The 26575-nt window shown below is 59.8% G+C and carries 27 protein-coding genes; 17 read left to right on the top strand and 10 right to left on the bottom strand.

The annotated features are described in order from the left end of the window. Window positions 1–76: 76 nt before the first annotated feature. The 3 genes from GOW98_RS03175 to GOW98_RS03165 all read left to right on the top strand — a co-directional run bounded on the left by GOW98_RS03175 (window position 77) and on the right by GOW98_RS03165 (window position 3296). Window positions 77–1417 carry a M16 family metallopeptidase gene (locus GOW98_RS03175; protein ID WP_170329618.1) on the top strand — a complete coding sequence of 447 codons (1341 nt, stop codon included), beginning with the start codon at window positions 77–79 and terminating at the stop codon, window positions 1415–1417. Further along, window positions 1414–2718: a M16 family metallopeptidase gene (locus GOW98_RS03170; protein WP_170329617.1), complete on the top strand. Its 1305-nt coding sequence runs from the start codon at window positions 1414–1416 to the stop codon at window positions 2716–2718. Before GOW98_RS03175 ends, GOW98_RS03170 begins: the two co-directional genes overlap by 4 nt. 410 nt (window positions 2719–3128) lie before the next feature. After that, entirely contained in the window at window positions 3129–3296 is a 168-nt protein-coding gene (locus tag GOW98_RS03165; RefSeq protein ID WP_170329616.1) for a hypothetical protein, read from the top strand. A gap of 42 nt (window positions 3297–3338) precedes the next feature. Here GOW98_RS03165 and GOW98_RS03160 read toward each other — a convergent pair whose 3' ends face one another. The 3 genes from GOW98_RS03160 to deoC are packed head-to-tail and all read right to left on the bottom strand — an operon-like array spanning window position 3339 to window position 7516. Next, window positions 3339–4148, bottom strand: a complete 810-nt coding sequence (locus GOW98_RS03160; RefSeq protein ID WP_170329615.1) for an SDR family oxidoreductase — start codon at window positions 4146–4148, stop codon at window positions 3339–3341. A 24-nt stretch (window positions 4149–4172) separates the two neighbouring features. Next, window positions 4173–6506, bottom strand: coding sequence for an aldehyde dehydrogenase family protein (locus tag GOW98_RS03155; protein ID WP_170329614.1), 2334 nt, complete (start codon window positions 6504–6506; stop codon window positions 4173–4175). Between the two features lie 11 nt (window positions 6507–6517). Further along, a complete protein-coding gene (deoC, locus tag GOW98_RS03150; protein ID WP_170329613.1) occupies window positions 6518–7516 on the bottom strand; it encodes a deoxyribose-phosphate aldolase in 999 nt (332 codons plus the stop codon). A 198-nt stretch (window positions 7517–7714) separates the two neighbouring features. Here deoC and GOW98_RS03145 point away from each other — a divergent pair, with 198 nt between their 5' ends. The 6 genes from GOW98_RS03145 (at window position 7715) to GOW98_RS03120 (ending at window position 15032) form a co-directional block, all read left to right on the top strand. Beyond that, the gene (locus GOW98_RS03145) at window positions 7715–8668 is read left to right on the top strand and encodes a metal ABC transporter solute-binding protein, Zn/Mn family (RefSeq protein WP_170329612.1); all 954 of its coding nucleotides are present in this window, start codon (window positions 7715–7717) and stop codon (window positions 8666–8668) included. A gap of 3 nt (window positions 8669–8671) precedes the next feature. Then, complete coding sequence (locus tag GOW98_RS03140) at window positions 8672–9475, top strand: metal ABC transporter ATP-binding protein (protein ID WP_170329611.1); 804 nt, start codon at window positions 8672–8674, stop codon at window positions 9473–9475. A 3-nt stretch (window positions 9476–9478) separates the two neighbouring features. Continuing rightward, window positions 9479–10684, top strand: a complete 1206-nt coding sequence (locus tag GOW98_RS03135) for a metal ABC transporter permease (RefSeq protein WP_170329610.1) — start codon at window positions 9479–9481, stop codon at window positions 10682–10684. Further along, the gene (locus tag GOW98_RS03130) at window positions 10681–11610 is read left to right on the top strand and encodes a metal ABC transporter permease (protein ID WP_170329609.1); all 930 of its coding nucleotides are present in this window, start codon (window positions 10681–10683) and stop codon (window positions 11608–11610) included. The genes GOW98_RS03135 and GOW98_RS03130 overlap by 4 nt, the downstream gene beginning before the upstream one ends. A gap of 280 nt (window positions 11611–11890) precedes the next feature. Continuing rightward, window positions 11891–13750, top strand: coding sequence for a DNA mismatch repair endonuclease MutL (mutL, locus tag GOW98_RS03125; RefSeq protein ID WP_170329608.1), 1860 nt, complete (start codon window positions 11891–11893; stop codon window positions 13748–13750). 52 nt (window positions 13751–13802) lie between these two features. Then, window positions 13803–15032: a DNA recombination protein RmuC gene (locus GOW98_RS03120; RefSeq protein ID WP_170329607.1), complete on the top strand. Its 1230-nt coding sequence runs from the start codon at window positions 13803–13805 to the stop codon at window positions 15030–15032. 3 nt (window positions 15033–15035) lie between these two features. Here the strand turns inward: GOW98_RS03120 and GOW98_RS03115 are convergent, their stop codons facing one another. Genes GOW98_RS03115 through GOW98_RS03105 form a run of 3 tightly spaced genes read right to left on the bottom strand, consistent with a single transcriptional unit; the run spans window position 15036 to window position 16805 of the window. Then, a complete protein-coding gene (locus GOW98_RS03115) occupies window positions 15036–15440 on the bottom strand; it encodes a hypothetical protein (protein ID WP_170329606.1) in 405 nt (134 codons plus the stop codon). 47 nt (window positions 15441–15487) lie between these two features. Next, window positions 15488–16138, bottom strand: coding sequence for a ChrR family anti-sigma-E factor (locus GOW98_RS03110; protein ID WP_170329605.1), 651 nt, complete (start codon window positions 16136–16138; stop codon window positions 15488–15490). A 10-nt stretch (window positions 16139–16148) separates the two neighbouring features. Next, a complete protein-coding gene (locus GOW98_RS03105) occupies window positions 16149–16805 on the bottom strand; it encodes a sigma-70 family RNA polymerase sigma factor (protein WP_170329851.1) in 657 nt (218 codons plus the stop codon). A 146-nt stretch (window positions 16806–16951) separates the two neighbouring features. On the opposite strand from GOW98_RS03105, the gene GOW98_RS03100 reads away from it, so the two are divergent. The 6 genes from GOW98_RS03100 to GOW98_RS03075 all read left to right on the top strand — a co-directional run bounded on the left by GOW98_RS03100 (window position 16952) and on the right by GOW98_RS03075 (window position 21131). Further along, window positions 16952–17725 (top strand): DUF1365 domain-containing protein, encoded by a 774-nt coding sequence (locus GOW98_RS03100; RefSeq protein ID WP_170329604.1) that lies wholly within the window; start codon window positions 16952–16954, stop codon window positions 17723–17725. 87 nt (window positions 17726–17812) lie between these two features. Beyond that, a complete protein-coding gene (locus GOW98_RS03095; RefSeq protein ID WP_170326413.1) occupies window positions 17813–18130 on the top strand; it encodes a DUF3775 domain-containing protein in 318 nt (105 codons plus the stop codon). Window positions 18131–18263: 133 nt separating this feature from the next. Further along, the gene (locus GOW98_RS03090) at window positions 18264–19271 is read left to right on the top strand and encodes a hypothetical protein (protein ID WP_170329603.1); all 1008 of its coding nucleotides are present in this window, start codon (window positions 18264–18266) and stop codon (window positions 19269–19271) included. Window positions 19272–19423: 152 nt separating this feature from the next. Next, window positions 19424–19660: a DUF1127 domain-containing protein gene (locus tag GOW98_RS03085; RefSeq protein ID WP_170329602.1), complete on the top strand. Its 237-nt coding sequence runs from the start codon at window positions 19424–19426 to the stop codon at window positions 19658–19660. A 43-nt stretch (window positions 19661–19703) separates the two neighbouring features. After that, window positions 19704–19904, top strand: a complete 201-nt coding sequence (locus GOW98_RS03080; RefSeq protein ID WP_170329601.1) for a hypothetical protein — start codon at window positions 19704–19706, stop codon at window positions 19902–19904. A gap of 147 nt (window positions 19905–20051) precedes the next feature. After that, on the top strand, window positions 20052–21131 hold the full coding sequence (locus GOW98_RS03075; protein ID WP_170329600.1) for a tetratricopeptide repeat protein: 1080 nt from the start codon (window positions 20052–20054) through the stop codon (window positions 21129–21131). A gap of 38 nt (window positions 21132–21169) precedes the next feature. Here the strand turns inward: GOW98_RS03075 and GOW98_RS03070 are convergent, their stop codons facing one another. Genes GOW98_RS03070 through GOW98_RS03055 form a run of 4 tightly spaced genes read right to left on the bottom strand, consistent with a single transcriptional unit; the run spans window position 21170 to window position 24666 of the window. Further along, on the bottom strand, window positions 21170–22312 hold the full coding sequence (locus GOW98_RS03070; RefSeq protein ID WP_170329599.1) for a saccharopine dehydrogenase family protein: 1143 nt from the start codon (window positions 22310–22312) through the stop codon (window positions 21170–21172). A 3-nt stretch (window positions 22313–22315) separates the two neighbouring features. Next, window positions 22316–23371 (bottom strand): saccharopine dehydrogenase, encoded by a 1056-nt coding sequence (locus GOW98_RS03065; protein WP_170329598.1) that lies wholly within the window; start codon window positions 23369–23371, stop codon window positions 22316–22318. Window positions 23372–23385: 14 nt separating this feature from the next. Beyond that, the gene (locus tag GOW98_RS03060; RefSeq protein ID WP_170329597.1) at window positions 23386–24000 is read right to left on the bottom strand and encodes a glutathione S-transferase family protein; all 615 of its coding nucleotides are present in this window, start codon (window positions 23998–24000) and stop codon (window positions 23386–23388) included. Window positions 24001–24015: 15 nt separating this feature from the next. Continuing rightward, on the bottom strand, window positions 24016–24666 hold the full coding sequence (locus GOW98_RS03055) for a histidine phosphatase family protein (RefSeq protein ID WP_170329596.1): 651 nt from the start codon (window positions 24664–24666) through the stop codon (window positions 24016–24018). Window positions 24667–25014: 348 nt separating this feature from the next. On the opposite strand from GOW98_RS03055, the gene gcvT reads away from it, so the two are divergent. After that, a complete protein-coding gene (gcvT, locus tag GOW98_RS03050; protein ID WP_170329595.1) occupies window positions 25015–26109 on the top strand; it encodes a glycine cleavage system aminomethyltransferase GcvT in 1095 nt (364 codons plus the stop codon). A gap of 18 nt (window positions 26110–26127) precedes the next feature. Beyond that, window positions 26128–26493: a glycine cleavage system protein GcvH gene (gene gcvH, locus GOW98_RS03045; protein ID WP_170329594.1), complete on the top strand. Its 366-nt coding sequence runs from the start codon at window positions 26128–26130 to the stop codon at window positions 26491–26493. Window positions 26494–26575 lie beyond the last annotated feature (82 nt).

The raw sequence follows: 26575 nt of genomic DNA, 5'->3' as shown, positions 1-26575 counted from the left end.
ACTTTCCGTCATCACCCTTGAACCTGCGCCCCACCGCCGTAGTTTGAACACCACAAAACGAAACGGAGGACGCCCCATGGTTCGGGCTCTGGCCTTGTCTGCCGCCCTGGTTGCCGCCACCCCTTTGATTGCCAAAGAGGGGCACGAGGCGGTCACTACCTTTACGCTGGAAAACGGCATGGATGTCGTTGTAGTCGAAGATCACCGCGCGCCAGTCGTGCAACACATGGTCTGGTATCGCGTTGGGTCGGCGGATGAGCCGGTCGGAACGTCCGGCATTGCGCATTTCCTTGAGCATCTGATGTTCAAAGGCACCGATACGCTGGCTCCGGGTGAATTTTCCGCCACCGTCGCGGCCAACGGCGGCAATGACAACGCGTTCACCTCTTACGACTACACCGCTTATTTTCAGCGCGTCGCTGCAGACAGGTTGGAACTGATGATGCGGATGGAGGCGGACCGGATGCGCAATCTCCGCCTGAGCGAAGAAGATATCGTCACCGAACGCGACGTGATTCTTGAGGAACGCAACCAGCGTACCGACAACAGCCCTCGTGCCCTGTTCGGCGAGCAGATGAGCGCGGCGCAGTACCTCAATCACGGCTATAGCGTTCCGATCATTGGCTGGCGGCATGAGATGGAGACTTTGGATATGGAGGACGCGCTGTCCTTCTATGAAACCCACTACGCGCCCAATAACGCCATTCTGGTCGTGACCGGTGATGTGGAACCCGACGCGGTCAAAGCACTGGCCGAGCAATATTACGGTGTTATACCGGCCAACCCGGACCTGCCGGAACGTGTACGTTCACAGGAACCGCCGCAAACAGCCGAACGTCGCCTGACCTTCAAAGACGCGCGTTTGTCGCAGCCCTATGTGCAGCGCAGCTATCTGGCACCTGAGCGTGATCCGGGTGAGCAAGAGAAGGCGGCGGCGCTGTTTTTGCTGGCAGAGTTGCTGGGCGGCAGTACCACGTCCTACCTGAACGAAAAGCTGCAGTTCGAGCAGCAAATGGTTGTCTACGCCGGGGCCTTCTACCGTGGCGTTTCGCTGGACGACACGACCTTTGATCTGCTGGTCGTTCCGGCGCAGGGCGTGTCTTTGCAAGAGGCTGAGGACGCGATGGATCAGGCCGTGGCCGATTTCATCGCCGAAGGCGTGAACGAAGAAGACCTTGATCGGATCAAGATGCAGTTGCGAGCGGCTCAGACCTATGCCCGCGACAACGTTGATGGGATCGGCAACCGCTATGGCCGCGCGCTGACCAGTGGCCTGACGGTCGAGGATGTGCAGGCCTGGCCCGATATCCTGCAGGCCGTGACCGGGGAGGAGATCATCGCTGCCGCCCGTGAAGTGCTGCAACCCGAAACATCCGTGACGGGCTGGCTGATGAAAGACGATGAGGTGACGCAATGAAACGCATCTTTGCAACCCTGATTGCCTTTGTCATCGCGCTGCCCGCATGGGCCGAGATCGAGATCGAAGAAGTGACCTCGCCCGGCGGCATCACCGCTTGGCTGGTCGAGGATCACTCGATCCCCTTTACTGCGCTGGAGCTGCGCTTTCGTGGCGGGACGTCGCTGGATGAACCCGGTAAACGCGGCGCAGTTTACCTGATGAGCGGCCTGATTGAGGAAGGCGCAGGCGACATGGATGCCCGCACCTATGCGCGCGAACTGGAATCTTTGGCGGCCTCGTTCCGGTACAACGCGACTGATGATTCGGTGTCGATCTCGGCACAGTTTCTGACCGAAAACCGCGATGAAGTGATAGACCTGCTGCGAACTACGATTCATGAACCGCGCTTCGATGAGGATGCGGTTGAACGGGTGAAAGCGCAGGTCCTGTCCGGGTTGCGGTCCGATCAGACTGATCCCAACGACATAGCTGGGCGGAGTTTTGCGCAGATTGCCTATGGTGATCACCCCTATGGCACCGAAGGCAAAGGTACCATCGACAGCGTCAGCGCGCTCAGTCGCGATGATGTAGTGACGGCCTATGACAATGTCTTCGCGAAGGACCGGCTCTATGTCGGTGCTGTGGGCGATATCACCGCTGAAGAACTGGGTGCGCTGCTAGACAAGCTGCTGGCGGACCTGCCCGAGACCGGCAAGCCGATTCCGGACCGTGCCGATGTATCTATCCCCGGTGGCGTTAGTGTCGTCGAGTTCGACACACCGCAATCCGTAGCTCTGTTCGGACAAGCTGGTATCGACCGGCACGACCCCGACTTTTTCGCGGCCTTTGTGTTGAACCACATTCTGGGTGGCGGTGGGTTTGAAAGCCGGCTGATGCACGAGGTGCGGGAAAAACGTGGTCTGACATATGGCGTGGCAACTTATTTGGTTCCCAAGGACTTGGCCTCGGTTTACCTGGGCTCTGTGTCTTCGGCCAATGACCGCATCGCCGAAACGGTTGAGGTGATCCGCAGTGAATGGGCCCGTGCCGCGTCTGAGGGCGTGACCGTGAAAGAGCTGGATGACGCCAAGACCTATCTGACAGGGGCCTATCCGCTGCGGTTCGATGGCAACGGACAGATTGCCGGGATCATGGTCGGTATGCAGATGGATAATTTGCCCATCGACTACATCACCACGCGCAACGACAAGGTGAATGCAGTAACCCTCGAGGATGTGAACCGCGTCGCATCCGAGTTGCTGGACCCTGAAGGTCTGCACTTTACCATCGTCGGGAAACCGGAAGGGCTGGACGGTTAGCGCCGAGCTCTCTATGGCGTGGCCGGCAGTGTCGGACTCGGCATGGTAGGGTTTGCCCGGTTGGGCGTTCTGTCGTCGGGTCGATGGGTGTATTTTTGCTCAAGCGGCGGCATAGACCCGCTCATCGCTAAGTTGCGCGAGGTGCCAATCTGCGCCATAGGCGTGTTTCAGGTCACGGAGGGAAAACTCCGTGACCTTTTGAGGAACTGTAATCGAGTTTGAGGTAGGTACAGAGCAGTATAACCGCTGTCTAAAGCGACCTACACTCATCGTAGCCATATTTTGGCCAGAAAGGTCAGGAAAAATATGGTTGAAGGGGATGGGTCTGGCTACTCACGTCGCCATCGCCCGCAATAGGATCAAGGACGAAGCTGGGCGCTATGGTTGTTGTTATAGTGGGATTGGGAACAATGGCTGCTCTGCTGACTTTTGTTGCGGCACTTGTACTTGGTCAATCTCTGCTCAGCGCTTTTGCCTTATATGTTGTCGCCGGTGTCCTGACGTCTCTGTTGGTCGCTGTCGGGCTGTATTTCAGGGTATCGGGTCACGATGACCCAGATACTCAGTTTGATCACTGAGCATCCAAATAACCAGGCCAAGCTTCATTTGCCTGGTGGGTCTCAACTCTTTTTCTGCGCTCGCAACATCTGCCCCATCATCTGTCCGAACTTGCCCGAGCCGCGCTGATACAGCGCCCCGTCCACAGCCATCACGGTGCCGCTGATATAGCTGGCCAGATCCGAGCTGAGGAACAGGCAGGCATTGGCCACATCCTGCGGCTGACCCCAACGACCGAGTGGGACATCCCGGCGCAGCTCTTCATGCGCGTTTTCGGTGGGGGCCAGACGTTTCGCGCCTTCGGTGCCTTCGATGAAACCGGGTACGACCGAGTTCACGCGGATGCCTTCGCCCCCCCACTCCATCGACAGGGTGCGGGTGATCTGGTCGACACCCGCCTTGGCGGCGCAGACATGAGCCTGACCTTCGTACGGCAGATAAGATTGCGGCGCTGAGATGTTGATGATGCTGGCGCCGGGGCGTTTTAAGTAGGGATAGGCCCCTTTCATCACGTGCACCGTGCCCATCAGGTCAATGTCGATCACAGTTTTGAATGCATTAACCGACATCTCAGCCGCCAGCGCCGGGAAGTTGCCCGCTGCGCCTGAAACCAGCACTTCGAAATCGCCGAACGCCTTGTGGAATTGTTTCAGGCCTGCCGCAACCGCTTCGGGGTCACGCACATCAAAAGCTACACCAATTGCGTCCGCCGCGCCCGCTGCTTTCAGTGCGGCGACTGTGTCATCCACCTTTTCCTGCGACCGGCTGGCCACTGCCAGCTTTGCCCCCGAGGCTGCAAAGGCTTCGGCAATGCGCCGGTTGATGCCGCTGGTGCCGCCGATAACGATGACGGTTTTTCCTGAAAAATCCATGTAGGCCTCCCTTGGAGGGGAGCCCTACTCTCCGTAGGGCACCCAGATGTTCTTGATCTCGGTCGAAGACTGCAGGAAGCGGCGGGAATGGTCCATGCCCCAGTCGAATGCCGTCGCGTTATTGACCCAGGTGCGTTTCAGGTTCCCGGCTGCGACGGCCTCGATCTCTTTCGACAGGTCGGTGGACGAGAACGACCAGACCGCATCCACGTTCAGGTGCGAGGCCAGAGGTTTCGCCAGTTCCGCATGGCTGCCGGTCAGGATGTTGACCACACCTGCGGGAACGTCTGACGTTTCGAGGATTTGGTAGAAATCCGTTGCCGCCAAAGGATAGGGTTCGGATGCCGCCAACACCACCCGGTTGCCCATCGCGATTGCCGGGGCCATGGCCGAGACCAGACCCAGCAGCGGCGCCTCATCCGCGCAGAGTGCACCGATAACGCCGACCGGTTCCTTCATGGCAATTGCTACGCCCCGGATTGGAACGCAGTGGACCTGACCGTCATATTTGTCGGCCCAGGCGGCAGCGGTGAACAGGCGCTGGATTGAGGTTTCGACCTCTTTCGCACCGGTCTTGGCCCCGGTCATGGCGTCAATACGTGCGGCGAATTCGTCAGCACGGGCGGAGAGGTTTTCACCGATGTAATAAAGGATTTGCGCTCGCAGATGGCCAGTGGTCTTGGACCAGCCCTTGGCACCCGCCGCAGACTCAACCGCGTTGCGTACGTCCTTGCGGTTGGCAAGGCCGACATGTCCCAGCAGTCCCGACTTGCCCCAGATGGGTTTGGAATAGCCGCTGTCGGGCCGCGCCTGCTTGCCACCCACATACATCTTGGCGGTGCGGTCGATGGGATCGACCGGAGCACCTTCTCCGGTTATCGCTTCAACCTTCGTCAGCGGTTTGGCCTTGCCCTTGGGCTTGGTGTAGGCCGCCAGCCCTTCCCAACCGCCTTCGCGGCCAAAGCCGCTTTCGCGCACGCCGCCAAACCCGGCGGCAGCGTCGAACAGGTTGGTAGCATTGACCCAGACCACGCCAGCAACCAGCTTGGGCGCGATATCCAGCGCCAGGTTCACATTCTCGGTCCACACCGTCGCGGCCAGCCCATAGCGGGTGTTGTTGGCCAGTTCGACGGCCTCTTCCGGTGTGCGAAAGGTCGAGGACACCAGAACCGGGCCGAAGATCTCTTCCTGCATCAGCGGATCGGACGTTTCCAGCCCCGAGATCAGTGTCGGCGGGTAGTAGCAGCCATTCGCAGGCAGTTCACAGGCTGCCTGATGGACGTGGCCGACGGTGTTGCTGTCGACCATACCCTTGATGGTCTGCAACTGAACCGGGTCCACAACAGCGCCCACGTCGATGCATTTGTCCAGCGGATCGCCGATACGCAGCTTGTCCATCCGCGCGCGCAGCTTGTCATGGAAACGGTCTGCGATGCCTTCCTGCACCAGCAGGCGCGAGCCCGCGCAGCAAACCTGACCCTGATTGAACCAGATCGCGTCGACCAGACCTTCGATGGCAGAGTCGATATCGGCGTCGTCGAACACGACATAGGCGGACTTGCCACCCAGTTCCAAGGTCAGTTCCTTGCCCGAACCTGCGGTCGTCTCGCGGATGCGGCGGCCCACAATGGTCGAACCGGTAAAGGCGATCTTGTCCACGTCTGCGGCGACGATCATCTCACCCACCGCACCATCGCCGGTAACGATGTTGACCACACCCTTGGGCAACCCAGCCTGCGTACAGATATCGGCAAACAGCAGCGCGGTGAGCGAAGTGTATTCGGCCGGTTTCAGAACCACCGTGTTGCCCATCGCCAGCGCAGGCGCGATCTTCCACGCCAGCATCAGAAGCGGGAAATTCCACGGGATGATCTGCCCGCAAACGCCCAGCGCCTCAGCATCGGGCAGCTCGCTTTCCATCAACTGTGCCATTCCGGCATGGTAGTAGAAGTGCCGCTGCGCCAGAGGGATGTCGATATCGCGCGATTCCCGGATCGGCTTGCCGTTATCCAGGCTTTCCAGCACAGCAAACAGGCGCGCATGTTTCTGCAACAGGCGTGCAATGGCGTAGAGATACCGCGCGCGGCCTGCGCCGCCCAGCTTCTCCCACTTAGGCTGCGCCTTGCGGGCGGCAGCGACGGCGGCGTCCACGTCGGCCTGTTTCGCTTGCGTTAGCTTGGCCAGCACCTCTCCGGTCGCCGGGTTGCGGCTTTCGAACCCTTTGCCAGGCTTGGTGAAGGCGCCGTCGATATAGTGGCCGAACTTGTCGCCCTGATCGACCAGCCAAGCCAGAGCCTCAGCAGCGCTTTCGGGGGCGGGGCCGTAGTCCATGGTTTCGAAAATCTCTTTGACTGTCATTGTTCTTGTCCTCAGCCCATGGAGTGACGGTGGCCGGCGGAGTACGCGCCTGTCACATAGTGTTCCAACTGCCGCTCGATATCGCCCAGCAGCGATGACGCGCCAAAGCGGAACAGGTCCGGCTCCAGCCAGCGGTCGCCCAGCTCATCCTTGATCAGCGACAGATAAACCAGCGCGTCTTTGGCTTTCGAGATACCACCCGCCGGTTTGTAGCCGACACGATATCCGGTGCGGTCATAATAGTCGCGGATCGCGCGGATCATCACCAGAGATACGGGCAGGGTGGCGTTGACGCTTTCCTTCCCGGTCGAGGTCTTGATGAAATCGGCGCCCGCCATCATGCAGACCAACGAGGCGCGGGCGACGTTGCGCAGGCTGCCCAGCTCTCCGGTCGCAAGGATGGCTTTGACATGGGCATCGCCGCAGGCCGCGCGGAAGGCTTTCATCTCGTCATACAAAGCCTGCCAGTCACCCGACAGCACGTGGCGGCGCGAGATCACGATGTCGATCTCTTCGGCCCCGGCTTTTACGCTTTCCTCGATCTCGGCCACGCGCAGGTGGAATGGAGACAGGCCGGCCGGAAAGCCGGTGGATACCGCGGCCACGGGAATGCCGGTGCCTTTCAGCGCCGCAACCGCGGTTTCGATCATGTCGTGATACACGCAGACCGCGCCGGTGGTGATCGGCGGCATATCCATTGCCTGCAGCAAAGCGGGCGAAACGGGCTGGCGCGCCTTGGCGCATAGGCGGCGCACGCGGCCCACGGTATCGTCACCTGCCAGCGTGGTCAGGTCGATCATGGTGACCGCCTTCAACAGCCACGCGGCCTGATAGTCTTTTTTCACCGACCGACGACCGGGTAGGGTCGCCGCGCGGCGTTCGATCGCCGAGGTGTTGGCCTGCACGGCGCGCACCCAGTCCAGATCAAGGTCCATACCGGGGTTTCTGGGTTCGGTCACTTGCGGCAGATGCGCGGTGCGCACGGGGCTTTCTGAGCTCTGCGTTTCCATAGTCACATCCTTTGGGAGGTTTGCGCCAAATTCGCACGGGTTGCGCGTAAATGGAAGGCATTGAGCGGCAAGGGCGATATGTTTTTTGACCAAATGGACAAAATCGGCATTTTCTTGCGAATAATTCGCAAGAGCGTTGACTTACTTGCGAATGGTTCGCATATTCATTCTCAAGTGAGTTCCAAATCGGGGTCTGACATGATTCGTCGCAGCTTTCTTGCAGCACTGGCTATTGCCGCTGCATTGCCATTGGCGGCCTGGGCCGAAGCGCCGCTGAAGGTGGTTGCCACCACCGGTATGATCGCCGACGCTGCGCGTCAGGTAGGCGGAGATCAGGTCAAGGTGAAGGGCCTGATGGGTCCCGGCGTCGATCCGCATGCCTATCGCCAGACCCGCAGCGATATCGTCGCAATGACCCGCGCGGACCTGATCCTGTGGCATGGCCTGTATCTTGAAGCGCAGATGGAGCACTTCTTCCACGATCTGGGCCGCAAGCGGCCCGTTATGGCCGTTGCCGAAGGGGTCGATACGTCGAAATTGCGCGCCCACGACGACTACGCCGACAAATATGACCCGCATGTGTGGATGAGCCCGGCCCTGTGGCGCGATGTGGTGGTTGAAGTGCAGGATGCTCTGACCGAGGCACGCCCTGACGCGGCCGACATCTTTGCTGCCAACGCACAGGCGCATCTGGCCGAGATCGACCAGTTGGAAGCCTATGCCGCGCAAGCCCTCGCATCTGTTCCTGAAAACAACCGTCTGTTGGTCACGGCGCATGACGCCTTTGGCTATTTCGGGGCCGAGTATGGCTATGAGGTGATGGGCATTCAGGGCATCTCGACCCAATCCGAGGCCGGTTTGAACCGGATCGGAGAGCTGGTGGACACGCTGGTCGACAAACAACTGAAAGCGGTGTTCGTGGAAAGCTCGGTGTCCGATCGGTCGATGCGCGCGCTGATCGAAGGCGCTGCGGCCAAAGGTCATGATGTGGGTGTCGGCGGTGAGCTGTATTCCGACGCTATGGGCGAACCGGGCACTTATGAGGGCACTTATATCGGCATGTTGGATCACAACATCACCGTCATCGCGGGCGCGCTGGGTGCCGATGTGCCCGATCGCGGCATGAACGGCAAATTGTCTGCGGGGTTTTAAGTAATGCTAGAACTGGCCACAAATCAGGGTGTTTCGGTTGCTGAGAGTGGCCTGAAGGACAGCCCTCTGGCCATCCGCGGCCTGACGGTATCCTACGGTCAGAAGCCTGCGGTATTCTCGGTGGATATGACCGTGCAGCCCGGCGCGATGACCGCAATCATCGGCCCGAACGGGGCGGGAAAATCGACCCTGCTTAAGGCCGCATTGGGGATCGTGTCGCCACTGTCCGGGCAGGTCACCGTCTATGGCAAGCCTCTAGAACAGCAGCGCGCCCGCATCGCTTATGTACCGCAGCGCGCCAGTGTGGATTGGGATTTCCCGACCCGTGTCATCGACGTCGTGCTGATGGGCCTGTCACGGGAGTTGGGCCTGCTGGGTCGCATTCGCGGGCGCCACATGGCCCGGGCGATGGAGTGTCTGAACCGGGTCGGTATGCACGATTTCGCGGATCGCCAGATCGGCCAGCTGTCCGGCGGTCAGCAGCAACGGGTGTTTCTGGCCCGCGCTTTGGCGCAACAGGCGGATCTGTATCTGCTGGATGAACCTTTTGCCGGGGTCGACGCGGCCACGGAAAGGGCCATCATCGCAGTGCTGAAATCGCTGAAAGAGGCGGGCAAGACCGTTGTCGTCGTGCATCACGATCTGGCCACCGTCACCGACTATTTTGACCACGTTTTCCTGATCAACACCCGCAAAGTGGCCGAAGGCCCCGTGACAGAGGCCTTCACCGCCGAGACCCTGCAATCGGCGTACGGAGGCCGCTTGGCCACTGCCCAGATCGACCAGATCTCTCGCGCTCTGGGGTAATCCATGCTTTGGGACGCTCTGACCCTGCAGCTTGGCTATAACGCCACGCTGGTCGCCATCGGTGCGACCTTGCTGGGTGTCTCTGCCGGGGTCACAGGCACCTTCCTGTTTCTGCGCAAGCGCGCTCTGGTCAGCGATGCGATCAGCCATGCGACACTGCCGGGCGTGTGCCTTGCTTTCATGGTTTTGGTTGCCTTTGGCGGCGATGGCCGCAATCTGATTGGCTTGTTGGCCGGGTCGGCGATCTCGGCCTGGATTGGCCTGCTGTGCATGAACTGGCTGACTCGCCGCACGCGTTTGGCCGAGGATGCAGCCATCGGAGCGGTCCTGTCGGTGTTCTTCGGCTTTGGCATTGTTCTGCTGACTATCATCCAGACCATGGGCGTTGGACGTCAGGCAGGACTTGAAGGGTTCCTGCTGGGCTCAACCGCCGGAATGCTCTGGGCCGATGCGCTGATCATCGCGATTGGCGGGGCGGCGACGCTGGCGCTGGTGATGATCATCCGGCGCCCGATGACCATGGTGGCCTTCGATCCGGAATATGCCGCGGCGCGCGGGTTACCTGTGCATCGCATTGATCTGGCGATGATGGGGTTGGTGATGGCTGTCACCGTGGTTGGCCTCAAGATCGTTGGGCTGATCCTGATCGTGGCGCTGCTGATTATCCCCGCCGTCACGGCCCGGTTCTGGACGGAACGGTCTGACCGAGTGGTGCTGCTGGCCGGTCTGGCAGGCGGTCTGGCTGGGTATCTGGGGGCGGCGCTGTCGGCCTCGGCTCCAAACCTGCCTACGGGTCCGATCATCGTGCTGGTCAGCTTTGGCTTCTTTGCCCTGTCCTTGCTATTGGCCCCAGTCCGGGGTGTTCTGGCGGCGGTGCTGAAACATCTACGGTTTCAGCGCCGTGTCCACATCCGTCAAGGTCTGCTGGCGCTGGCGCAAGACCAGAAAATCTATGAACCGCTGACCCTGCGCCTGTTGAAACGCGCTGGGCTGGCCCGTGCCGATGGTGTCGCCACCGAGGCTGGTAAGGCCCGCGCCGCCAAAGCCCTGCGCGACGAAAAACGGTGGGAGGTCGTCCGCGCCGATCAGGCGCATGAGGCGACCGCGGCGCTCTATGACGGGTTGCGCGACATCGAAACTGTTCTGACCCGCGACCAGATCGCCGAGATCGACCGCCAGATCGGCGGCCCGCAGGGGGTACCCTCATGAGCGGTGAAGAATTTGTTCCCCTGTCGCTAACGCCTTTGCTGATCGGCACCTTTGCGGCCATTGCCTGCGCGCTGCCGGGCAATTTTCTCGTGCTGCGCAAACAGGCCCTGATCGGCGATGCGATCAGCCATGTGGTGCTGCCTGGCATCGTGGTGGCCTTTATCCTGACCGGAGCCATTTCGACCTGGCCGATGATGCTGGGCGCGGCGGGTGCGTCGATTGTGGCCGTAGTGATGATCGAGGCGATCCGGCGACTGGGCCAGATCGAACCCGGCGCCGCGATGGGGGTGGTGTTCACCACCATGTTCGCAGGCGGTGTGCTGTTGCTGGAACAGACTGACACTTCTACCGTGCATCTGGACGTGGAACATGCGCTTTACGGCAATCTGGAAAGCCTGATCTGGTTGGATGCGGTGGGGTGGTCATCCTTGCTGGACCTGACGGCCTTGGCCGGGTTGCCGCCGGAACTGCCGCGCATTACTTTCACGCTGGCCGGAGTGGTTCTGTTCATCTGGCTGTTCTGGCGCCCATTGAAGATTTCCACATTTGACGAAGGTTTTGCCCGCACCATCGGCATTCGCACCGGTACGCTGGGCATGGCTCTGGTGATCGTTGCGGCGATCTCTGCCGTGGCGGCCTTTGACGCGGTGGGGTCGATCATCGTGATCGCCATGTTTATCTGCCCGCCTGCGGCCGCGCGCATGATGACCAACCGGTTGGAAACCCAGATCGCGTGGAGCGTTGTCTTTGCCAGCGTTTCAGCGATTTCAGGCTATGTGCTGGCGGGATATGGGCCGCTGTGGCTGGGCGGGGCGGACGCTGTCAGCGCGGCAGGCATGATCGCCACTATGTCGGGCCTGATCCTGGCCGCCGCAGCGCTGTGGGGCCCGTGTAGAACCCGCGCCGGAGCGCCCCAGGCCTCTTGACACGGCGTGTTCCCGCCACCCCTGTCTGCGACCGGTCGGCTGGAATCTGCTCAGAAATACTCTGTTGGCAGAGTTAATGATCTTCATGTTACCAATCGTGCTACCAACTCGATTGAATTTACTGGAAGACCACCACTCACCTTGGACCGTTCGGACAATCGCGATCCGGTTCACCGTCTGTTACATCGGTACGGTGCGATTGTTCGAACGCCCCCTCCTGCAAAATTGATACATCCAAACCAGTGGCAGAATCGTACGCGTGTGTGCTAGGTCTGGTGGTATGGCGCAGACACACCCCAATATCAGCGAAATCCCACCCGTTATCCGGCAGCTTGATGATGCTGCGATCAACCGGATCGCTGCGGGCGAGGTGGTTGAACGTCCGGCTTCGGCCGTCAAGGAGTTGGTGGAAAATGCCATCGATGCCGGTGCGACACGCATCGCCATAGATATCGCCGATGGTGGCAAGACGCTGATTCGCGTCACCGACGATGGCTGTGGAATTTCGGCACAAGACCTGCCGCTGGCCCTGTCGCGCCATGCGACCTCGAAAATTGACGGCTCGGATCTGCTGAACATCCACACTTTCGGGTTCAGGGGTGAGGCGCTGCCGTCGCTGGGCGCTGTCGGGCGGCTGACCATCACCAGCCGGGTGCCGGGCGCGGATGCGGCACAAATTCACGTGGCAGGCGGCAAGATGGAGGCGGTGAAACCCGCCGCCCTGCGCACAGGCACAGTGGTGGAACTGCGCGATTTGTTTTTTGCCACGCCCGCGCGGTTGAAATTCATGCGCACCGATCGGGCTGAGGCTCAGGCGATTGGTGACACGGTGAAACGCCTCGCCATGGCCGAGCCCGCCATCACCTTTTCCCTGCGTGATGTTTCTGGTGGAGGCGAGGGGCGCGTAACCTTCCGCGCTGACCGTGAAAACGGCGATCTGTTCGACGCGCTGCACGCCCGTCTGGCCCGCGTGATCGGGCGCGAGTTTGCCGAGAACGCGCTGCAGATCGACGCCACACGCGAAGGCATCCGGCTCTATGGCTATGCCGCCCTGCCGACCTATTCCCGTGGTGCAGCTGTGGCGCAGTACCTGTTCGTCAATGGTCGCCCCGTGCGGGACAAGATGCTGATCGGTGCATTGCGGGCGGCATATTTCGATTTTCTTAGCCGCGATCGCCACCCGGCGGCGGCGCTGTTTATCGATTGCGACCCGACGCTGGTGGATGTGAACGTCCACCCTGCAAAATCCGAGGTCCGGTTTCGTGATCCGGGCGTTGCGCGGGGGCTGATCGTTTCGGCCCTGCGGCATGCGCTGGCCGAAGCGGGGCACCGAGCCTCGACCACCGTGGCCAATGCAACGCTTGGCGCGATGCGGCTTGAACCGGCGCAACCTGCCCCGGCGCGGGTGTATCAGATGGATCGGCCCTCACTTGCGGCCCGTCAGGTGGCCTATCAGGCGCAGGCTCCGGGTTTTGCGGAGCTGTCCCGGGATTACAGCGGCAGCGTAGTTGACCCTGCTCCGGTGGCTCCGGTCGCAATGGAAGAGCCTGCACCGCAGGACTTGCCTTTGGGTGCTGCGCGGGGACAGGTGCATGAGAATTACATCATCGCCCAGACCGCTGATGGCATGGTGATTGTCGACCAACACGCGGCGCATGAACGGCTGGTCTATGAAAAGCTGAAAACCCAGATGGCCGAGAACGGCGTCGCCGCACAGGCGCTGCTAATCCCCGAGATTGTCGAGCTTTCCGAAGGTGACTGCGCACGCCTGATGGCCGTGGCCGACGACCTGTCACGCCTTGGTCTTACGCTGGAACCCTTCGGCGGCGGTGCTATCGCCGTGCGCGAAACCCCGGCGATTCTGGGTGAGGTCGATGCTCGCGCGATGATATTGGATATTCTAGACGAACTGGCCGATCAGGGCGAAAGCCAGACGGTGCAGGCACGGATCGAGGCGATCCTCAGCCGGGTGGCCTGCCATGGCTCGGTTCGGTCGGGACGCCGGATGCGGGCCGAGGAGATGAACGCCCTGTTGCGTGAGATGGAAGCAACGTCCCATTCCGGCCAGTGTAACCACGGGCGACCGACATATGTGGAATTGAAGCTGAGCGATATCGAGCGTCTGTTCGGCCGCAGTTGATCCGGCAACGCTGTCGGGTTATGAAGAATAAAACAAGAACATCCGAGGCGACATGATCGAGATTGCTGGCACCCAAGTTGCATTGAATGACCCCGTGATCCTGATTGCGGGGGGCGTTGTCGCGCTGATTCTGTTGCTGCTGTTTATGTCCATGCGGGCAGCGCAACGCTCGGCCCGCATGGCGGAACCACTGGCACGGCAGATGGCGCATCTGGGCCAGCACGTGCAGCAGTTGGGACAGGGGCAGGAGCAACTGCGCGGCGGCTTGCAGCATGTCTCGGACACACAGGCAAATGCGCAGGTGCAGGTGATCCAGACGGTGGAATCACGTCTGTCCTCGGTGCAGCAGCAGATGAATGATCGGTTGGCAGACAACGCGATGAAATCGACGCGCGCGCTGGCCGAGATGCAGGAACGGATGAAGGAATCGCTGCATGGCTCGTCGGAACAGACCGCGACCTCGCTGACCCAGTTGCAGGAACGGCTGGCGGCCATCGACAAGGCGCAGGACAATATCACCAAACTGTCGGGCGATGTGCTGTCGCTGCAGGATATCCTCTCGAACAAACAGACCCGCGGCGCATTTGGTGAGATTCAGCTGAACGACATCGTCTCAAAGGCGCTGCCCTCGGACAGTTTTCGGTTGCAGGCAACGCTGTCGAACGGGCGGCGCGCGGATTGTCTGATCAACCTGCCGAACCCGCCGGGGCCGATCGTGATCGACAGCAAGTTTCCCTTGGAGGCTTATGAGGCGTTGATCGGCTCGACAAATGACGCCGAGCTGAAAGCAGCCGTGCAAATGTTCCGCAGCACGGTGCGCAAGCACATCAACGATATTGCCGAGAAGTACATTCTGGACGGCGAAACCGCCGATGGCGCGCTGATGTTCCTGCCGTCCGAGGCGGTCTATGCCGAACTGCACGCCAAGTTTCCCGAGCTGGTGCAGGAGAGTTTCAGCAAACGTGTCTGGATCGTTTCGCCCACCACCTGCATGGCGACTCTGAACACGATGCGCGCGATCCTGAAAGACGCGCGGATGCGGGAACAGGCGGGTGCCATCCGCAAGGAATTGGGGATGCTGCACAAGGATGTAGAGCGTCTGGGCGACCGCGTATCGAACCTAGACCGTCATTTTGGACAGGCGGCCAAGGATATTTCGGAAATCAAGATCAGCGCGGAAAAAGCCGGGCGGCGGGCGCAGCGGTTGGACAACTTCGATTTTGAGGAGCTTGCACCGGACGATCACACCAATGTGGTGCCGTTGGGCAAGTCCGAGGGCTGAACCCTACTGGATCGAGAGGTCCAGATTGTAGCCGACCGTCTTGCCGGTATCCCGGTCGTTGCCCATCAGGTAGACGCGGATCGTGTAATCTCCGTCCTCGGGCAGGTTGATCCGAGCGGTGTTGCCGTTGATCGAGCCGTTGTATATTGCAACCCCATCGCTGCCCGGTGGCAGAATGTTAAAGTAGATCACGCCATTGCCGTTGGTGTCGCTGAGTTGAAGGTCTGCAAACATTTCCTGACCGGCACTCGCACCGAGGTTGTAGTCAAAATACTCGTCACCAGTGATGGTGCCGCTGACCATCGTACCGAAATTGCCGGGTTCGAATTTGACCTCAGCGGCGCGTTGCGCCCAGGCGGTGCAGGCAAAACCTGCAAAGACGATACTCAGGATCAAACGCGTTTTCATGATCACCTCCCAAGCCAACTGTGGGGTTAACGTACCACCCAGATTCCTCAGATACGAAGGAAAGGCTGGAACAGACGTGGCATTAGTTTGTTGAACTTTAGTGGCGCATCTGTGACAGCCAGACAGATGCAATCTTCCGAGATATCAGCCGTCGGCGTGTGGTGCAGGTCTTCATCCGCGATCTCAACATCGCCGCGGGCAAAGTGATCGACCTCATCCGAAAAGGCCCCCTGCAACACCATCGTCAGTTCGATGCCATTGTGGCTGTGATCGGGCACGGCTGCACCGGCCGGGATGAACAGAAGGCGCGCGGTGGCTTCACGTGTAGTCGGCAGGATCGCCTGTTTCACACCCATTCCGATGGACCGCCATTTGATGTCATTCACACCTCCGCCCACGTAATCCTGCAGAGGCGCGGGCAGAACTGAACATCCCGGACGGGCCGGTTTGGCAGCCGGCGCGCCCTGAGCGATCAGCGCCATGGTCGCGGCCAGAGAACTATCGCTCATACTCGCCGTCGCGTCCTGATCCTGCAAAACGCAGCCACCGACCGCTTCGAAACTCTCAGCGCGGGCACGGCAGTGGTCACACAGGGACAAATGCGTAGCGACCATCAGGTCGAACGCCTCAGGCAGAGTCCCTGCGGCATAGGCCATCAGCAGGTCGTCTGTCAGGTGATGTTTTATATCGTTGCTCATCATCATCATCTCAGTTCATTGCGTGGCGCAAGCGGTCCAGCGCCAGCCGTATTCGTGATTTGATCGTGCCCAGCGGCAATCCGGTTGCAGAGGCAATCTCGCGGTGGCTCAGATCGCCGAAATAGGCCTTTTCGATCAGTTCTCTTTGCGCCTCGGGCAACGCTGCTATCGCGTTGCGCAGCTGCGCGGTTTCCTGTTGCAGCGCGATCACGTTGTCCTGTTCCGGTTCCGCCTCGGGTCCCCATCCCAGGTCCTCGGGTTCGGGGCGGCGTTGTTTGCGCAGGACGTCGATGCGCTTGTTCCGTGCGATCGTGAACACCCATGTGGCGACGGTCGCGCGGGTAGGATCGAACAGATGCGCCTTGTGCCACAACGTCGCCATCACCTCTTGCGCACATTCCTCGGCCAGCGCAGCGTCAGACCCCGACTTAATCAGGAACGCCTTGATCCGCGGCGCGAAGTGCTGAAACAGTTCGGCAAAAGCCGCCTGATCCTGCGCGTCCCGAATACGCCTGACGTGGCTCACCCACTCAGTTCTGGTCTCGCAACTGCCATCCGCTTTGTTCACCGGCTTGCCCCTGATGCGTTTCTTTGTGCGCCAAGGTTTGAGTGCAGGCCTTTCGGCCACCGGTTCATCCAAGGTCACGGTATCGATCTCGGTAAACATAACCACAATACGCGGCATAGCCCAAGGCGGATCACTTTGTTTGCGGTTTTTGATCCGTGTCGGGCTAGTTTGCGTATTATCTGATGCGAACAGTTTGGGAAAAGAATGCCGGTTGAACGGTTTACAGGCAAAGCAAGGAATGCGGCGTGAAAAGGATCGACCATATCGCGGGCCATACCTTTCACGGGCGGAAGGGGGATATTCAGAACGCCTTTCGCTATTCCATCGACTACATTCTGCTGGACCCTGAAGGTCAACCGGGTACCCCGCTGTTGTTTTCCCTGAACCGGGCCAATGTCACCAACTGGCGGGATCGCGACCATGGTGGAGTGCCGGGAAAGGGGCGAGGTGCCGCTTGGCTGCGTGAGCAGTTCGACCAGATGGGTGTCACCCAACCAGCGCGCATTGCCCTGCTGACTCAACCGCGCGTGTTTGGCCATGTCTTCAACCCGGTCAGTTTCTGGTTCTGTTTTGACGCGGAAGAGCAGCTGTATGCGGTGGTGGCCGAGGTCACCAATACATACGGTACGCGCCACAGCTATCTTTGCCACAATCCCGACTTCGCTCCAATCCAGCCCTCGGATCGGATCCAGGCGAATAAGCTGATGCATGTCTCGCCATTTCAGAAGATCGAAGGGTCTTACACCTTCCGGTTCGACTATCGCCCGGATCGCGTGGGCGTGTGGATCGACTATGGGCGCAAGGGTGGCGGGCTGATCGCAACGCTGACCGGGCCGCGTGCGCCGCTGACTGATGGCGCGATCCTATGGTCGTTGCTGCGCCGCCCGTTCGGTGCCCGCCGCGCGTTTGTTCTGATCTTGTGGCAAGCGTTGAAACTTTGGGTCAAAAAAGCGCGGTTCCACCCGTTTCGCACTGCCCCCGTTCCGGACCATCCGGTTTCCCGCATCCGCGAACCCTAATGCGTCTTTGTTTGCGTAAGATCAAAGACTCGGGCACCTCAGAGTGATTGTGCTAGGATGGAAACCGCGAACACGAGGAGTTGGGTCATGTTGGAAATCTCGGCAAGAAAAATCGCTCAGGTTGCCATGATGGGACGCGAACTGAACCGCGCCGAGGGCGAGCTGCGCGCCTTCATCGACCGTATGGGCGAGGATGAGCAGGCCGAGTTGGTTGCTGTCATGTGGATCGGTCGCGAGAGCTTTTTCGCCGAGGACCTGGCTGAAGCGATTGCAACTGCCAAGTCAGAGGCCTCGACCCCCTGTGCCGACTACCTGATCGGTACGCCGCACCTGTCGGATCATCTTGAGAATGGTCTGGATGCGCTTGGGATCTCAGCAGAGGACGTGGAGAACGATCTGATGTAGACTGGCCATCTGGTGGCCTGAACGAGACGGCCATGGCCGACAACAAAGTAGGGCGTGAATGATGCAACTTTTGTGGCGTCTTTTCGGGGGGCTTTTATTTACCGCTTGTTGCGTTCTCACGCCGCGCGCTTCAGTGGCTTGCGCTGTTTGTGTCACGCTGCCGGAATACTCGCTTGCAGACCGCATCTTGTCGGCACAGGTGATGGTGTTGGCCGCACCCGCGCCGGACAATCCGTTCAGCTACTCTCCAGTCTCCGTGCTCAAGGGCACACCAGAGCAGCTTGCGGTATTACCAGACATCCCCTTTCTGGTTGATAGTGTCTCACGATCCGCCTTTCGCACCGATCCGGACAGAACCGTACTTATGATCTATGGCGGAGGGGTTCAGGACAAAGCGGGGCGCGGCTATGCAAATGTCTGGTCGAAGAGCTTTCTGATGACACCCGACCGGACCGCTTTCTTGGATGCCGTGCGCGCCCGTCACGCGGACTGGAGCATCGGCAAAACGGATGACCCAACCCGCGTCGCCTTTTTTAGCCGTTTCCTGACGCATGAAGATCGGATTTTGCGCAACGCCGCCCTGATCGAGATCCACCGCGCACCATACCCAATTGCGCGGCAGGTTCGGGATGTTGTGCCGACGGCGCATCTGATGCGGGACTTGCGCGATGTGAACCGCCTTGCCTATGCGCCAACCATCATACGCCTGTTGGGGCTGCAATCAGACCCCGAGGCGCGGGCGCTGGTTCAAAGCCGTTATCGGTCTGCACTGCAAACCGGTAGCCTGAACCTGACCGATTGGGCGCTTGCGGGGATCGAGGTGGACGGAGCCGTTGCTGTTGACCTGATTGGAAACGGATTGGCGCAGCAGCATCGCACGCAGGAAGACAGGCAAAAGCTCATCCAGGTTCTGACCGATGGCGGTGCCGCACGGCCAGAGCTGCAGGCGCAAATTCTGGAAATCTACCGGCAAGAGTTGGAAAGCAGCACCTCTCTGGCGGGTTGGATTGCTCTTTCTGTCGATGTATGGGGAACGGGTGCTCTGACCGCATCGCTGCAAGAGGTTCTGGCACGTGACGACGTCGATCCGGTCGCGGCGTTTTTGATCCAAAATGTGCTGGGCGCTGACAACCCCGAGTGAATGGTAGGCCAACAACGTGGCGTTGCCTTCGTCGGATGTGCGATTCCACCAATTCTAAACTGAAGTTAATCTAACGCTCCGGTGCCGTTAATCCCGACTGCTTTAATCAGTTTTGCAACGAAAAACGCAATTCAGACTGAAAGGAGAAAGTCATGGGATACGCACAAACAGTTACTCCGCAGAAGGGGCTCTTCTTCGGTATGTTCTCGAATTACGCCGAAGCACGTGTCGAACATTTCCGCCGTGGAGTTTTCGCCAATACCGTCCGGTCGCTGGAGAAGTTGACCGATAGACAGTTGGAAGACATCGGAGTTCCGCGCAGCGAGATAAACCGACGCGCTTATGAAAGTGTTTACCACAAGCAGCCCTATAACCGTAACAAGCACTGATCGGAACGCCGCGCCAGGCGCGGCGTCAAACATGGAGGAGAGAATGTTGGATTCTGGATCCAGCCGCGAGCTGCCAGTAAACGCCAGTTCTGTTTTGTTGTTCGATCAGGCAATGCGGTTGCAACTAATCAGAACAGAAATCGTGCGCGCTGCGCAGGAACTGAACCGATTGAAGGACCAAGATCTAGCCGAACTTGGTATCAACCGTAACGACATCGACGACGTTATAGAACGCTATATCTGACCGACCGCAGCGTAGAATAAGCCAAAGCCATTCCGAGATTTCGGAGTGGCTTTTTTGTCGTCGTATGGCGAGATGGATAGTTAATCGCAAGAAATCATGTCAGAAATTTCGCGTTAAAGTTGATTAATGCGTTGAAGGGACGGGGTTTTGAACGGGCGTATTGTAAGGCTGGCGGCAGCATGTCTAATCTTTGTAACCGCTTTTCTGTTATACCAGAACAAGCAGCACAGTGATTTGGTCGCAGATATGCTCGCAGCGGACTGTCACAGCCCCGACGCCGAGCCGGACAAGACCATTCAGGGCTGCAGCCGCCTTCTTGAAAACGCAAAGTACACGCCAGAGGAGTTGGCGGTTATCCAGATATACCGTGGGCGGGCTTACATAGTAAAAAAAGACCTCCAGCGCGCTTTAACAGAGTTCAAAGCCGCGGCGACCCTAAACGCGGAAGAACATCAGGCCTGGCAGTGGGTCAGCCATGTTTTAGGCAAATTGGGGGATGATGAGGCTGCATTTGACGCAATCGAAAAGGCGCATCAACTGGCCCCCACGATAACCTACACGGCTAAGCAGCGATTTCGTCTTTTAAAAAAGCTGGAGCGATATGAAGAGGCCGACGCATATTTCTCTCAGCTCATGGAAGAATACCCGGTGGCTGAAAATGAACGGCTACTTTGGATGCCACGCAGACTTGGGCGGATGCGGCTCGAACGAGAACAGTACGGGGCAGCGGCTGAGGCATTCAGAGAAGCGCTTCGTGTTGATCTGACCCACGAGAAAACGCGACAACAGTTTTTCGAAGCGTGCATGTTGGCAGGGTCAAACTGCCCGCCCTTATTCCCCGAGCGGCGAGAAAACTACCCCGTTTTGACCTGCGAAGAAGCGATCGTGAAATTGGGAGAGCACTATCCCAAATTTGTTGAAAGTACAGTGTCAGAAGCGGGGTTCGAAACGCTTGAGGATTTCTTTGAACAAGGTGGGCTGCCAGCTAGGATGATTCTTCAGGCGATATATTTGGGAACAGCTTCGGAGGTTTTAACGGACTTCCCTTCAAGTGAAGCGGCTCGCTTTCTTGTAGATAATCGCGTGTTTGACTGCGTAAACGGCGGTTTGTTCCACTATCCCCGCGGTTCCGTCGAAGATGAAGAATTGAAACTTGCGAACGAAAATCTCTTGAGCCCGCAAATGCGCCGCAACCTCGTCGATTTGGCGCAGGCCGCATTGAACTAAAGGCACCGCCCTGCTTCAAACAGGACGGTGCCAGTCGTTCAGCTCAAATGATCTACCACCTGCAGGTGCTGGGCCAGCTTGTCGATCTCGGCCATCCAGCCCTGCACCAGTTTCGGGTCGCTGGGGGCGGCGTGGACACCGGCGGGGATGGCGCGGTTCAGAACGGCCTCGACGGCCAGCGAAACCGGCACAGACACCAGACGCGCCATGGCGGTGCCACGTGCGTCGCCCCAGGCGTCCATCACATAGGTCTTGTTCCAGACCGGAATGCCGTCTTTTTCCGCCTTCAGACCAACGCACAGAACCACGCGGTCCGGCTCGCCCTCATCATAGGCGTTCTCGGCCCAGAACTGGTCTGACATTTCTTTCAGGCGGGCGTCACCTTCGGGGCCAGACAGCGTCTCGATCTCAGTGAACACGTCCGACCATGCATCGGCCCAACCGTTCAGGCGTAGGGTGCCGCGGACGAATTCCTTGACCGGCCAGTGTTCCTCGAACTGGTACTCGGCCATGAAAGGGATCGAGTCGCGGTTTGGATAGACCTCAAAGCTTTCCGGCGTCGGCAAAGGCGCGATATAGCTGGTGATCGCGTCCCACGGGCGGGCGACGTCCAGCGGTGCGTAGTCGCGGATCGATTTCGAAGGGGACCGCAGCGCCTTGAGCACGCCCAGCGGCGACCAGCTGAACTTGTAGCGGAACGGGTTGGGGTTCTTGGGAATTCCGCCGCAATAAGAGATGAAGCTCAGGTGGTTTTGCGGATCGAATGCGTCCGAGGCGCGGTAGTCTGCGACCAGAGCATGCGCCATCAGGTGGTCGATGCCCGGGTCAAGGCCCACCTCGTTGACCAACGCCACACCGGCCTCGCGCGCTTTGTCGTCCAGCGCGCGCATTTCAGGCGCGATATACGACGACGAGACGAAATTGGCCTGTTTCGAGATTGCCAGCTCCGCCAGCGGCACGTGCCAGTCACCCGGTAGCATGGATACGATCACGTCGCCCTTTTCCAAAACTGCGCCCAAGGCGTCGATGTCGAAGGCACGGATGTCGTCGGTCAGGTCGCCGACTTCGGCCTTGGCCTTGTCGATGGTCCGGTTCCAGACGGTGACCTTATGCCCGCCCTCGATTAGGCGGCGCAAGCCGGGGATAGCCGACAGGCCGGTGCCACACCAGTGAATCGTCATCGCTCAGATCCCTCTCATATGTGTTTTGTAAGTTGCTTCTGCCCGACCCCAGACGCCGCTGTCCAGACCGGCCAGGGTCAGCAGTGAGGGCAGCAATTGCGCGGCGTAGTCTTCCGAGCTTTCGACCGGCAGCATCGACGGCAGGTTGTCGATGGCCATCACGTCCATCACAGGATCGGTGGCCACGCGCAGGGCGGGGGCCTCCCACGTCGTGGCGCGGTCATAGACGGGGACCGGGTTGTAATCGCTGTCCGGGTCGCAGGCCACGTCGCCGATGGCGGTCAGGTTGCGCGGGGCGGTCAGTGCCTCTGGCGGAACAAAGACCGGTGTGCCGGGGCGCGCGAAGATGCAGTTCAGGAACAGGTCGTGGTCGAGGATTTCCGGGAACGGTCCACCGCTGGCGGTTTCGGCCATGTCCCACTTGGTGACGCTGACGCCCATCGCTTCGCACAGGTCTGCAGCCCCGGTTCCGACGCGGCCCAAAGCGCCGATGACGATGGCGCGCGGGCGGTCTGCGCCGGTGGCGTCCAGTTCGGCCAGCAGTTCGGCATTCAGCGCGTCCTTGCTGGGATAGACACCCACCGGTGGGCATTCCTGACCCCGTTGCTGCGCGGCCCATGTCTTGAGTGTAACGGCAGCGCCTGCGTAACCGGCCCAATAGCCAAAGGCCGCAACCCGGCGGTCATTTTCGTCCACCAGATATTCCAGATCGTAAAGCGTACCGCCTCCGGCTTTGAACCGCTCCAATAGCGCGCGGCCGGAGTGCTGGCCTTTATAGGCGTGGCCGAACATGATGTGGCGGTGGGGCAGAGGGCTGCCGTCCTCGGGCAGTTCCTTGAGGCCGAAGATGATTGCATCCAACGGGGCTTCGGGCCATGAGTTCTCAGCCGCGATCTCACAGCCCGCATCCTTGTAACCGTCAATCGGAATGGCGCGTACCGAGCTCTCCTCGACCGTCACGCGGATGCCTGCGGCGATCAGGGCTGCGGCGCCTTCGGGGGTCAGCCCAACCCGTTCCTCGTTCGAGCGCTGTTCTGCCCGGACCCAGAGATGTGTCATCGTATTTCCTTTTGTCAGAGCATTCCGGCGGCGCGCACCGCCTGAACCGAAGGCCGTGCCTCCATCGCCTCACGGAAGGCGACAATCTTGGGGAAGGCCGAAACGTCGACGCCGTCGCCTTCCAACCAACTGCAGACCACATAGAGGTAAGCATCAGCCAGTGAGAAAGCCTCGCCCAGAACAAACGGCCCGCGCAGCCCGTTCGACGAAATGTACTCGCAGGACGCGGTCATCGTCTGTGCGACCTTGTCTTTCATGTCTTTCCAGCTGGATTTTTTGTCGGCCCAGCGATGCCCGCGCATTTTGTGCGCGTGGTTCACATGCATGGTCGAGGCAAGGTAGAACGTCACCTCACGCATCCGCGCCGCCATGATCGGATCCACAGGTACCAGACCAGCCTCGGGGGCTTTGGCCGCGATATATTCCAGCAGTGCTCCGGTTTCGGTCAGGATGCCGCCATCCACCACCAGCGCCGGAACGCGGCCCTTGGGGTTGATCTGCTTATAGGCAGGCTTTGTCTGCTCGCCCCCGGTGAAATCCAGTTGGATCGCTTCATAACTCAGCCCGGCTTCTTCCAAGGCGATGGCAACAGCGATCGAGATCGTGCGGGGAGCATAATAAAGCTGCATGGGGCCTCCGAAAAGTTACAGGTGGGTCTGCGCGTATTGCCGGTTCGGCGCTTCCAGATGCGGAACGGCGTTGAACAGGACCGGGCTCAGCTGCGGGCCGATCGGGTGCAGACGATGCATTGACGTGTTCATGATGGCAAGGGCCACACGCGCCATCGACGGGATATCCAGCCCCATCGCCTGCCGCACAACCATCGAGATCAACCCGCCCGAGGTCACCACGATCGCGGGTCCGCCCTCGGTGCCGATATCACGCAGCGCGCCAGAGACTCGGGCCTCGAATTCCTCGAAGGTCTCGGGTGTGTTTTTGATTTCGCCATTTGCCCAGGCTGAGAATGTCCGAGGCAGATGTTCAACAAACCCCTCACGGTCGGTCGGGACCATCACGCCGTGCTGCTCTTCAAACAGCTTGGCAATGGTGAAGTATTCAATCTCGTTCAGGCGGGGATCGCGGATCGGCTCGGCCAGTCCCATGCTGGCGGCGGTCTCGACATGACGGGTCAGGGTGCCGCAATAGACGCGCGTATAGCTGGTCCGCGTGAACTGCAGATGCGCACCCAGCCAGCGCGCCTGCTGGTGACCCAGATCGCTGAGCTTGTCATAGCTTTCTTCATCACGCGCATCGGTATTGGCCTGGCCGTGGCGAACCAGTGTAATATGTGACATGGCGGTCCCTCTCGGGCGGAGTCTTAGGGCAGGTTGTGGGCAGGGGCCAGAGGTGTTCCGTGGGCATCCGGCAAAAATCTCAGCGGTTTAGGGGGTGTGCACCGCGGGTCTGTCTGCATTTCCAATTTTTGATGTTGCGTAAAAGAAAAAAGTTTCCTATCAGAAACACGGATGCAGCATGCGGACGTATACGCTTTATTCGACCTTCGACAGGTCAACCCTGACACAGATCAAAGTTCCATACCTGTTGACTTGTGACACAGTCATGGGAAGCTTGGCGGTAACAGCTTTGGCGCAATACGAAAATTTGCAGCATTCAGCGACATTGACCTAAGAAAGGTTAGACCCATGACTGAAGTGAAGCGCACGCCTTTGTATGACTTGCATTTTGAGTTGGGTGGCAAGATGGTTGATTTTGCTGGTTGGGAGATGCCTGTTCAGTATCCGATGGGGATTATGGGAGAGCATAAGCAGTGTCGTGAGAAGGCGGCGGTGTTTGATGTGTCTCATATGGGACAGGTGATCCTGCGGGGCGAGAATGTGGGTGAGAAGCTGGAGGCGATCTGCCCGCAGGCTTACGCGACGCTGAAGGAAGGCAAGGCGCGGTACGGGTTTTTCACCAATGCCGAAGGCGGGATCATGGACGATTTGATCGTGTCGAATGCGGGGGATCACTATTTTGTAGTGGTGAACGCGGCGCTGCGGCATCAGGACATTCCGCATATGCAGGCCAATCTGGACGGGGTCGAAGTGACCGAGATCTTCGACCGCGCGCTCGTCGCTGTCCAAGGCCCCAAGGCCGAGGATGTGGTGGGCGAGCTGTGCCCTGCGGCCCGCGAGTTGACCTTCATGGAAACCACCGTGGCCGAGATCATGGGCACCGAATGCCGCATCTCGCGTCTGGGTTACACCGGCGAGGACGGGTACGAGATCTCGATCCCTGAGGATAAAGCCATTGAGATCACCCGCGCTTTCCTGGCGCATGAGGATTGCGAACCGGCGGGGCTGGGCGCGCGCGACAGCCTGCGGCTGGAGGCGGGGCTGTGCCTCTATGGCAATGACATCGACCAGACGACCTCGCCGATCGAGGCCAGCCTCGGCTGGGCGATCCAGAAGCGCCGCAAGGAAGAGGGCGGCTTTCCGGGCGCCGAGCGTATCCAAAAAGAACTGGCCGAAGGCCCCGCGCGCAAGCTGGTGGGCATCAAACCCGAAGGCCGCGCGCCGGCGCGTCAGGGCGTCGAGGTACAATGCCTTGAGGGCAATACGATTGGTCAGATCACCTCGGGCAGCTTTGGCCCCACGGTCGGCGGCCCGGTGGCGATGGGTTACGTATCCGCAGGCCATGCCGAACCGGGCGAGACGGTGAACCTGATCATCCGGGGCAAGGCGCAACCGGCGCAGATCGTGGCGCTGCCCTTCGTCAAACAGAATTACAAGCGTTGAAGTCAGGAGAGAGACACCATGGCAACCTATTATTCCGAAGAGCATGAATGGCTGACTGTTGAGGGCGACACCGCCACGCTGGGCATCACTGCCCATGCCGCCGAGCAGCTGGGCGAGGTGGTCTTTGTCGAACAGCAGGACGTGGGCGAGGAATTTGCCAAGGACGGTGAGATCGGCGTGATCGAATCCGTCAAGGCCGCGTCCGAGCTTTATGCGCCGGTCGATGGCGAGATCACCGAGGTCAACGAGGCGCTGGCCGACAATCCCGGCGCGCTGAACGAAGACCCCGAGGGCAACGCCTGGATCTACAAGATCAAGATCGCAGACGCGTCGCAGCTGGAAGATCTGATGGACGAGGCGGGCTACAAGGCCTTCATCGGCTGAGCCTCTGCCGGGGTCCTGATCCGGGACCCCACCCGTTCGGGCCGACCCGGCCCGCATTCTACCGGAGGTCCTCGCGGCCTCC

The sequence above is a fragment of the Ruegeria arenilitoris genome, assembly GCF_013032445.1.
Lineage (GTDB): Bacteria > Pseudomonadota > Alphaproteobacteria > Rhodobacterales > Rhodobacteraceae > Ruegeria > Ruegeria arenilitoris_F.
Note: the sequence above shows the minus strand (reverse complement) of the source record. Positions and strands in the feature narration are given on the sequence as shown.

Bases quoted from the DNA above. Each gene is read 5' to 3' on its own strand.
- GOW98_RS03115 (WP_170329606.1), bottom strand. From the start codon at position 15,440: ATGAAAACGCGTTTGATCCTGAGTATCGTCTTTGCAGGTTTTGCCTGC.
- GOW98_RS03080 (WP_170329601.1), top strand. From the start codon at position 19,704: ATGTTGGATTCTGGATCCAGCCGCGAGCTGCCAGTAAACGCCAGTTCT.
- GOW98_RS03095 (WP_170326413.1), top strand. From the start codon at position 17,813: ATGTTGGAAATCTCGGCAAGAAAAATCGCTCAGGTTGCCATGATGGGA.
- GOW98_RS03055 (WP_170329596.1), bottom strand. From the start codon at position 24,666: ATGTCACATATTACACTGGTTCGCCACGGCCAGGCCAATACCGATGCG.
- GOW98_RS03065 (WP_170329598.1), bottom strand. From the start codon at position 23,371: ATGACACATCTCTGGGTCCGGGCAGAACAGCGCTCGAACGAGGAACGG.
- GOW98_RS03085 (WP_170329602.1), top strand. From the start codon at position 19,424: ATGGGATACGCACAAACAGTTACTCCGCAGAAGGGGCTCTTCTTCGGT.
- GOW98_RS03135 (WP_170329610.1), top strand. From the start codon at position 9,479: ATGCTTTGGGACGCTCTGACCCTGCAGCTTGGCTATAACGCCACGCTG.
- GOW98_RS03120 (WP_170329607.1), top strand. From the start codon at position 13,803: ATGATCGAGATTGCTGGCACCCAAGTTGCATTGAATGACCCCGTGATC.
- GOW98_RS03175 (WP_170329618.1), top strand. From the start codon at position 77: ATGGTTCGGGCTCTGGCCTTGTCTGCCGCCCTGGTTGCCGCCACCCCT.
- gcvH (WP_170329594.1), top strand. From the start codon at position 26,128: ATGGCAACCTATTATTCCGAAGAGCATGAATGGCTGACTGTTGAGGGC.
- GOW98_RS03110 (WP_170329605.1), bottom strand. From the start codon at position 16,138: ATGAGCAACGATATAAAACATCACCTGACAGACGACCTGCTGATGGCC.
- gcvT (WP_170329595.1), top strand. From the start codon at position 25,015: ATGACTGAAGTGAAGCGCACGCCTTTGTATGACTTGCATTTTGAGTTG.
- GOW98_RS03170 (WP_170329617.1), top strand. From the start codon at position 1,414: ATGAAACGCATCTTTGCAACCCTGATTGCCTTTGTCATCGCGCTGCCC.
- GOW98_RS03155 (WP_170329614.1), bottom strand. From the start codon at position 6,506: ATGACAGTCAAAGAGATTTTCGAAACCATGGACTACGGCCCCGCCCCC.
- mutL (WP_170329608.1), top strand. From the start codon at position 11,891: ATGGCGCAGACACACCCCAATATCAGCGAAATCCCACCCGTTATCCGG.
- GOW98_RS03130 (WP_170329609.1), top strand. From the start codon at position 10,681: ATGAGCGGTGAAGAATTTGTTCCCCTGTCGCTAACGCCTTTGCTGATC.
- GOW98_RS03145 (WP_170329612.1), top strand. From the start codon at position 7,715: ATGATTCGTCGCAGCTTTCTTGCAGCACTGGCTATTGCCGCTGCATTG.
- GOW98_RS03160 (WP_170329615.1), bottom strand. From the start codon at position 4,148: ATGGATTTTTCAGGAAAAACCGTCATCGTTATCGGCGGCACCAGCGGC.
- GOW98_RS03105 (WP_170329851.1), bottom strand. From the start codon at position 16,805: ATGTTTACCGAGATCGATACCGTGACCTTGGATGAACCGGTGGCCGAA.
- GOW98_RS03165 (WP_170329616.1), top strand. From the start codon at position 3,129: ATGGCTGCTCTGCTGACTTTTGTTGCGGCACTTGTACTTGGTCAATCT.
- GOW98_RS03060 (WP_170329597.1), bottom strand. From the start codon at position 24,000: ATGCAGCTTTATTATGCTCCCCGCACGATCTCGATCGCTGTTGCCATC.
- GOW98_RS03070 (WP_170329599.1), bottom strand. From the start codon at position 22,312: ATGACGATTCACTGGTGTGGCACCGGCCTGTCGGCTATCCCCGGCTTG.
- GOW98_RS03140 (WP_170329611.1), top strand. From the start codon at position 8,672: ATGCTAGAACTGGCCACAAATCAGGGTGTTTCGGTTGCTGAGAGTGGC.
- deoC (WP_170329613.1), bottom strand. From the start codon at position 7,516: ATGGAAACGCAGAGCTCAGAAAGCCCCGTGCGCACCGCGCATCTGCCG.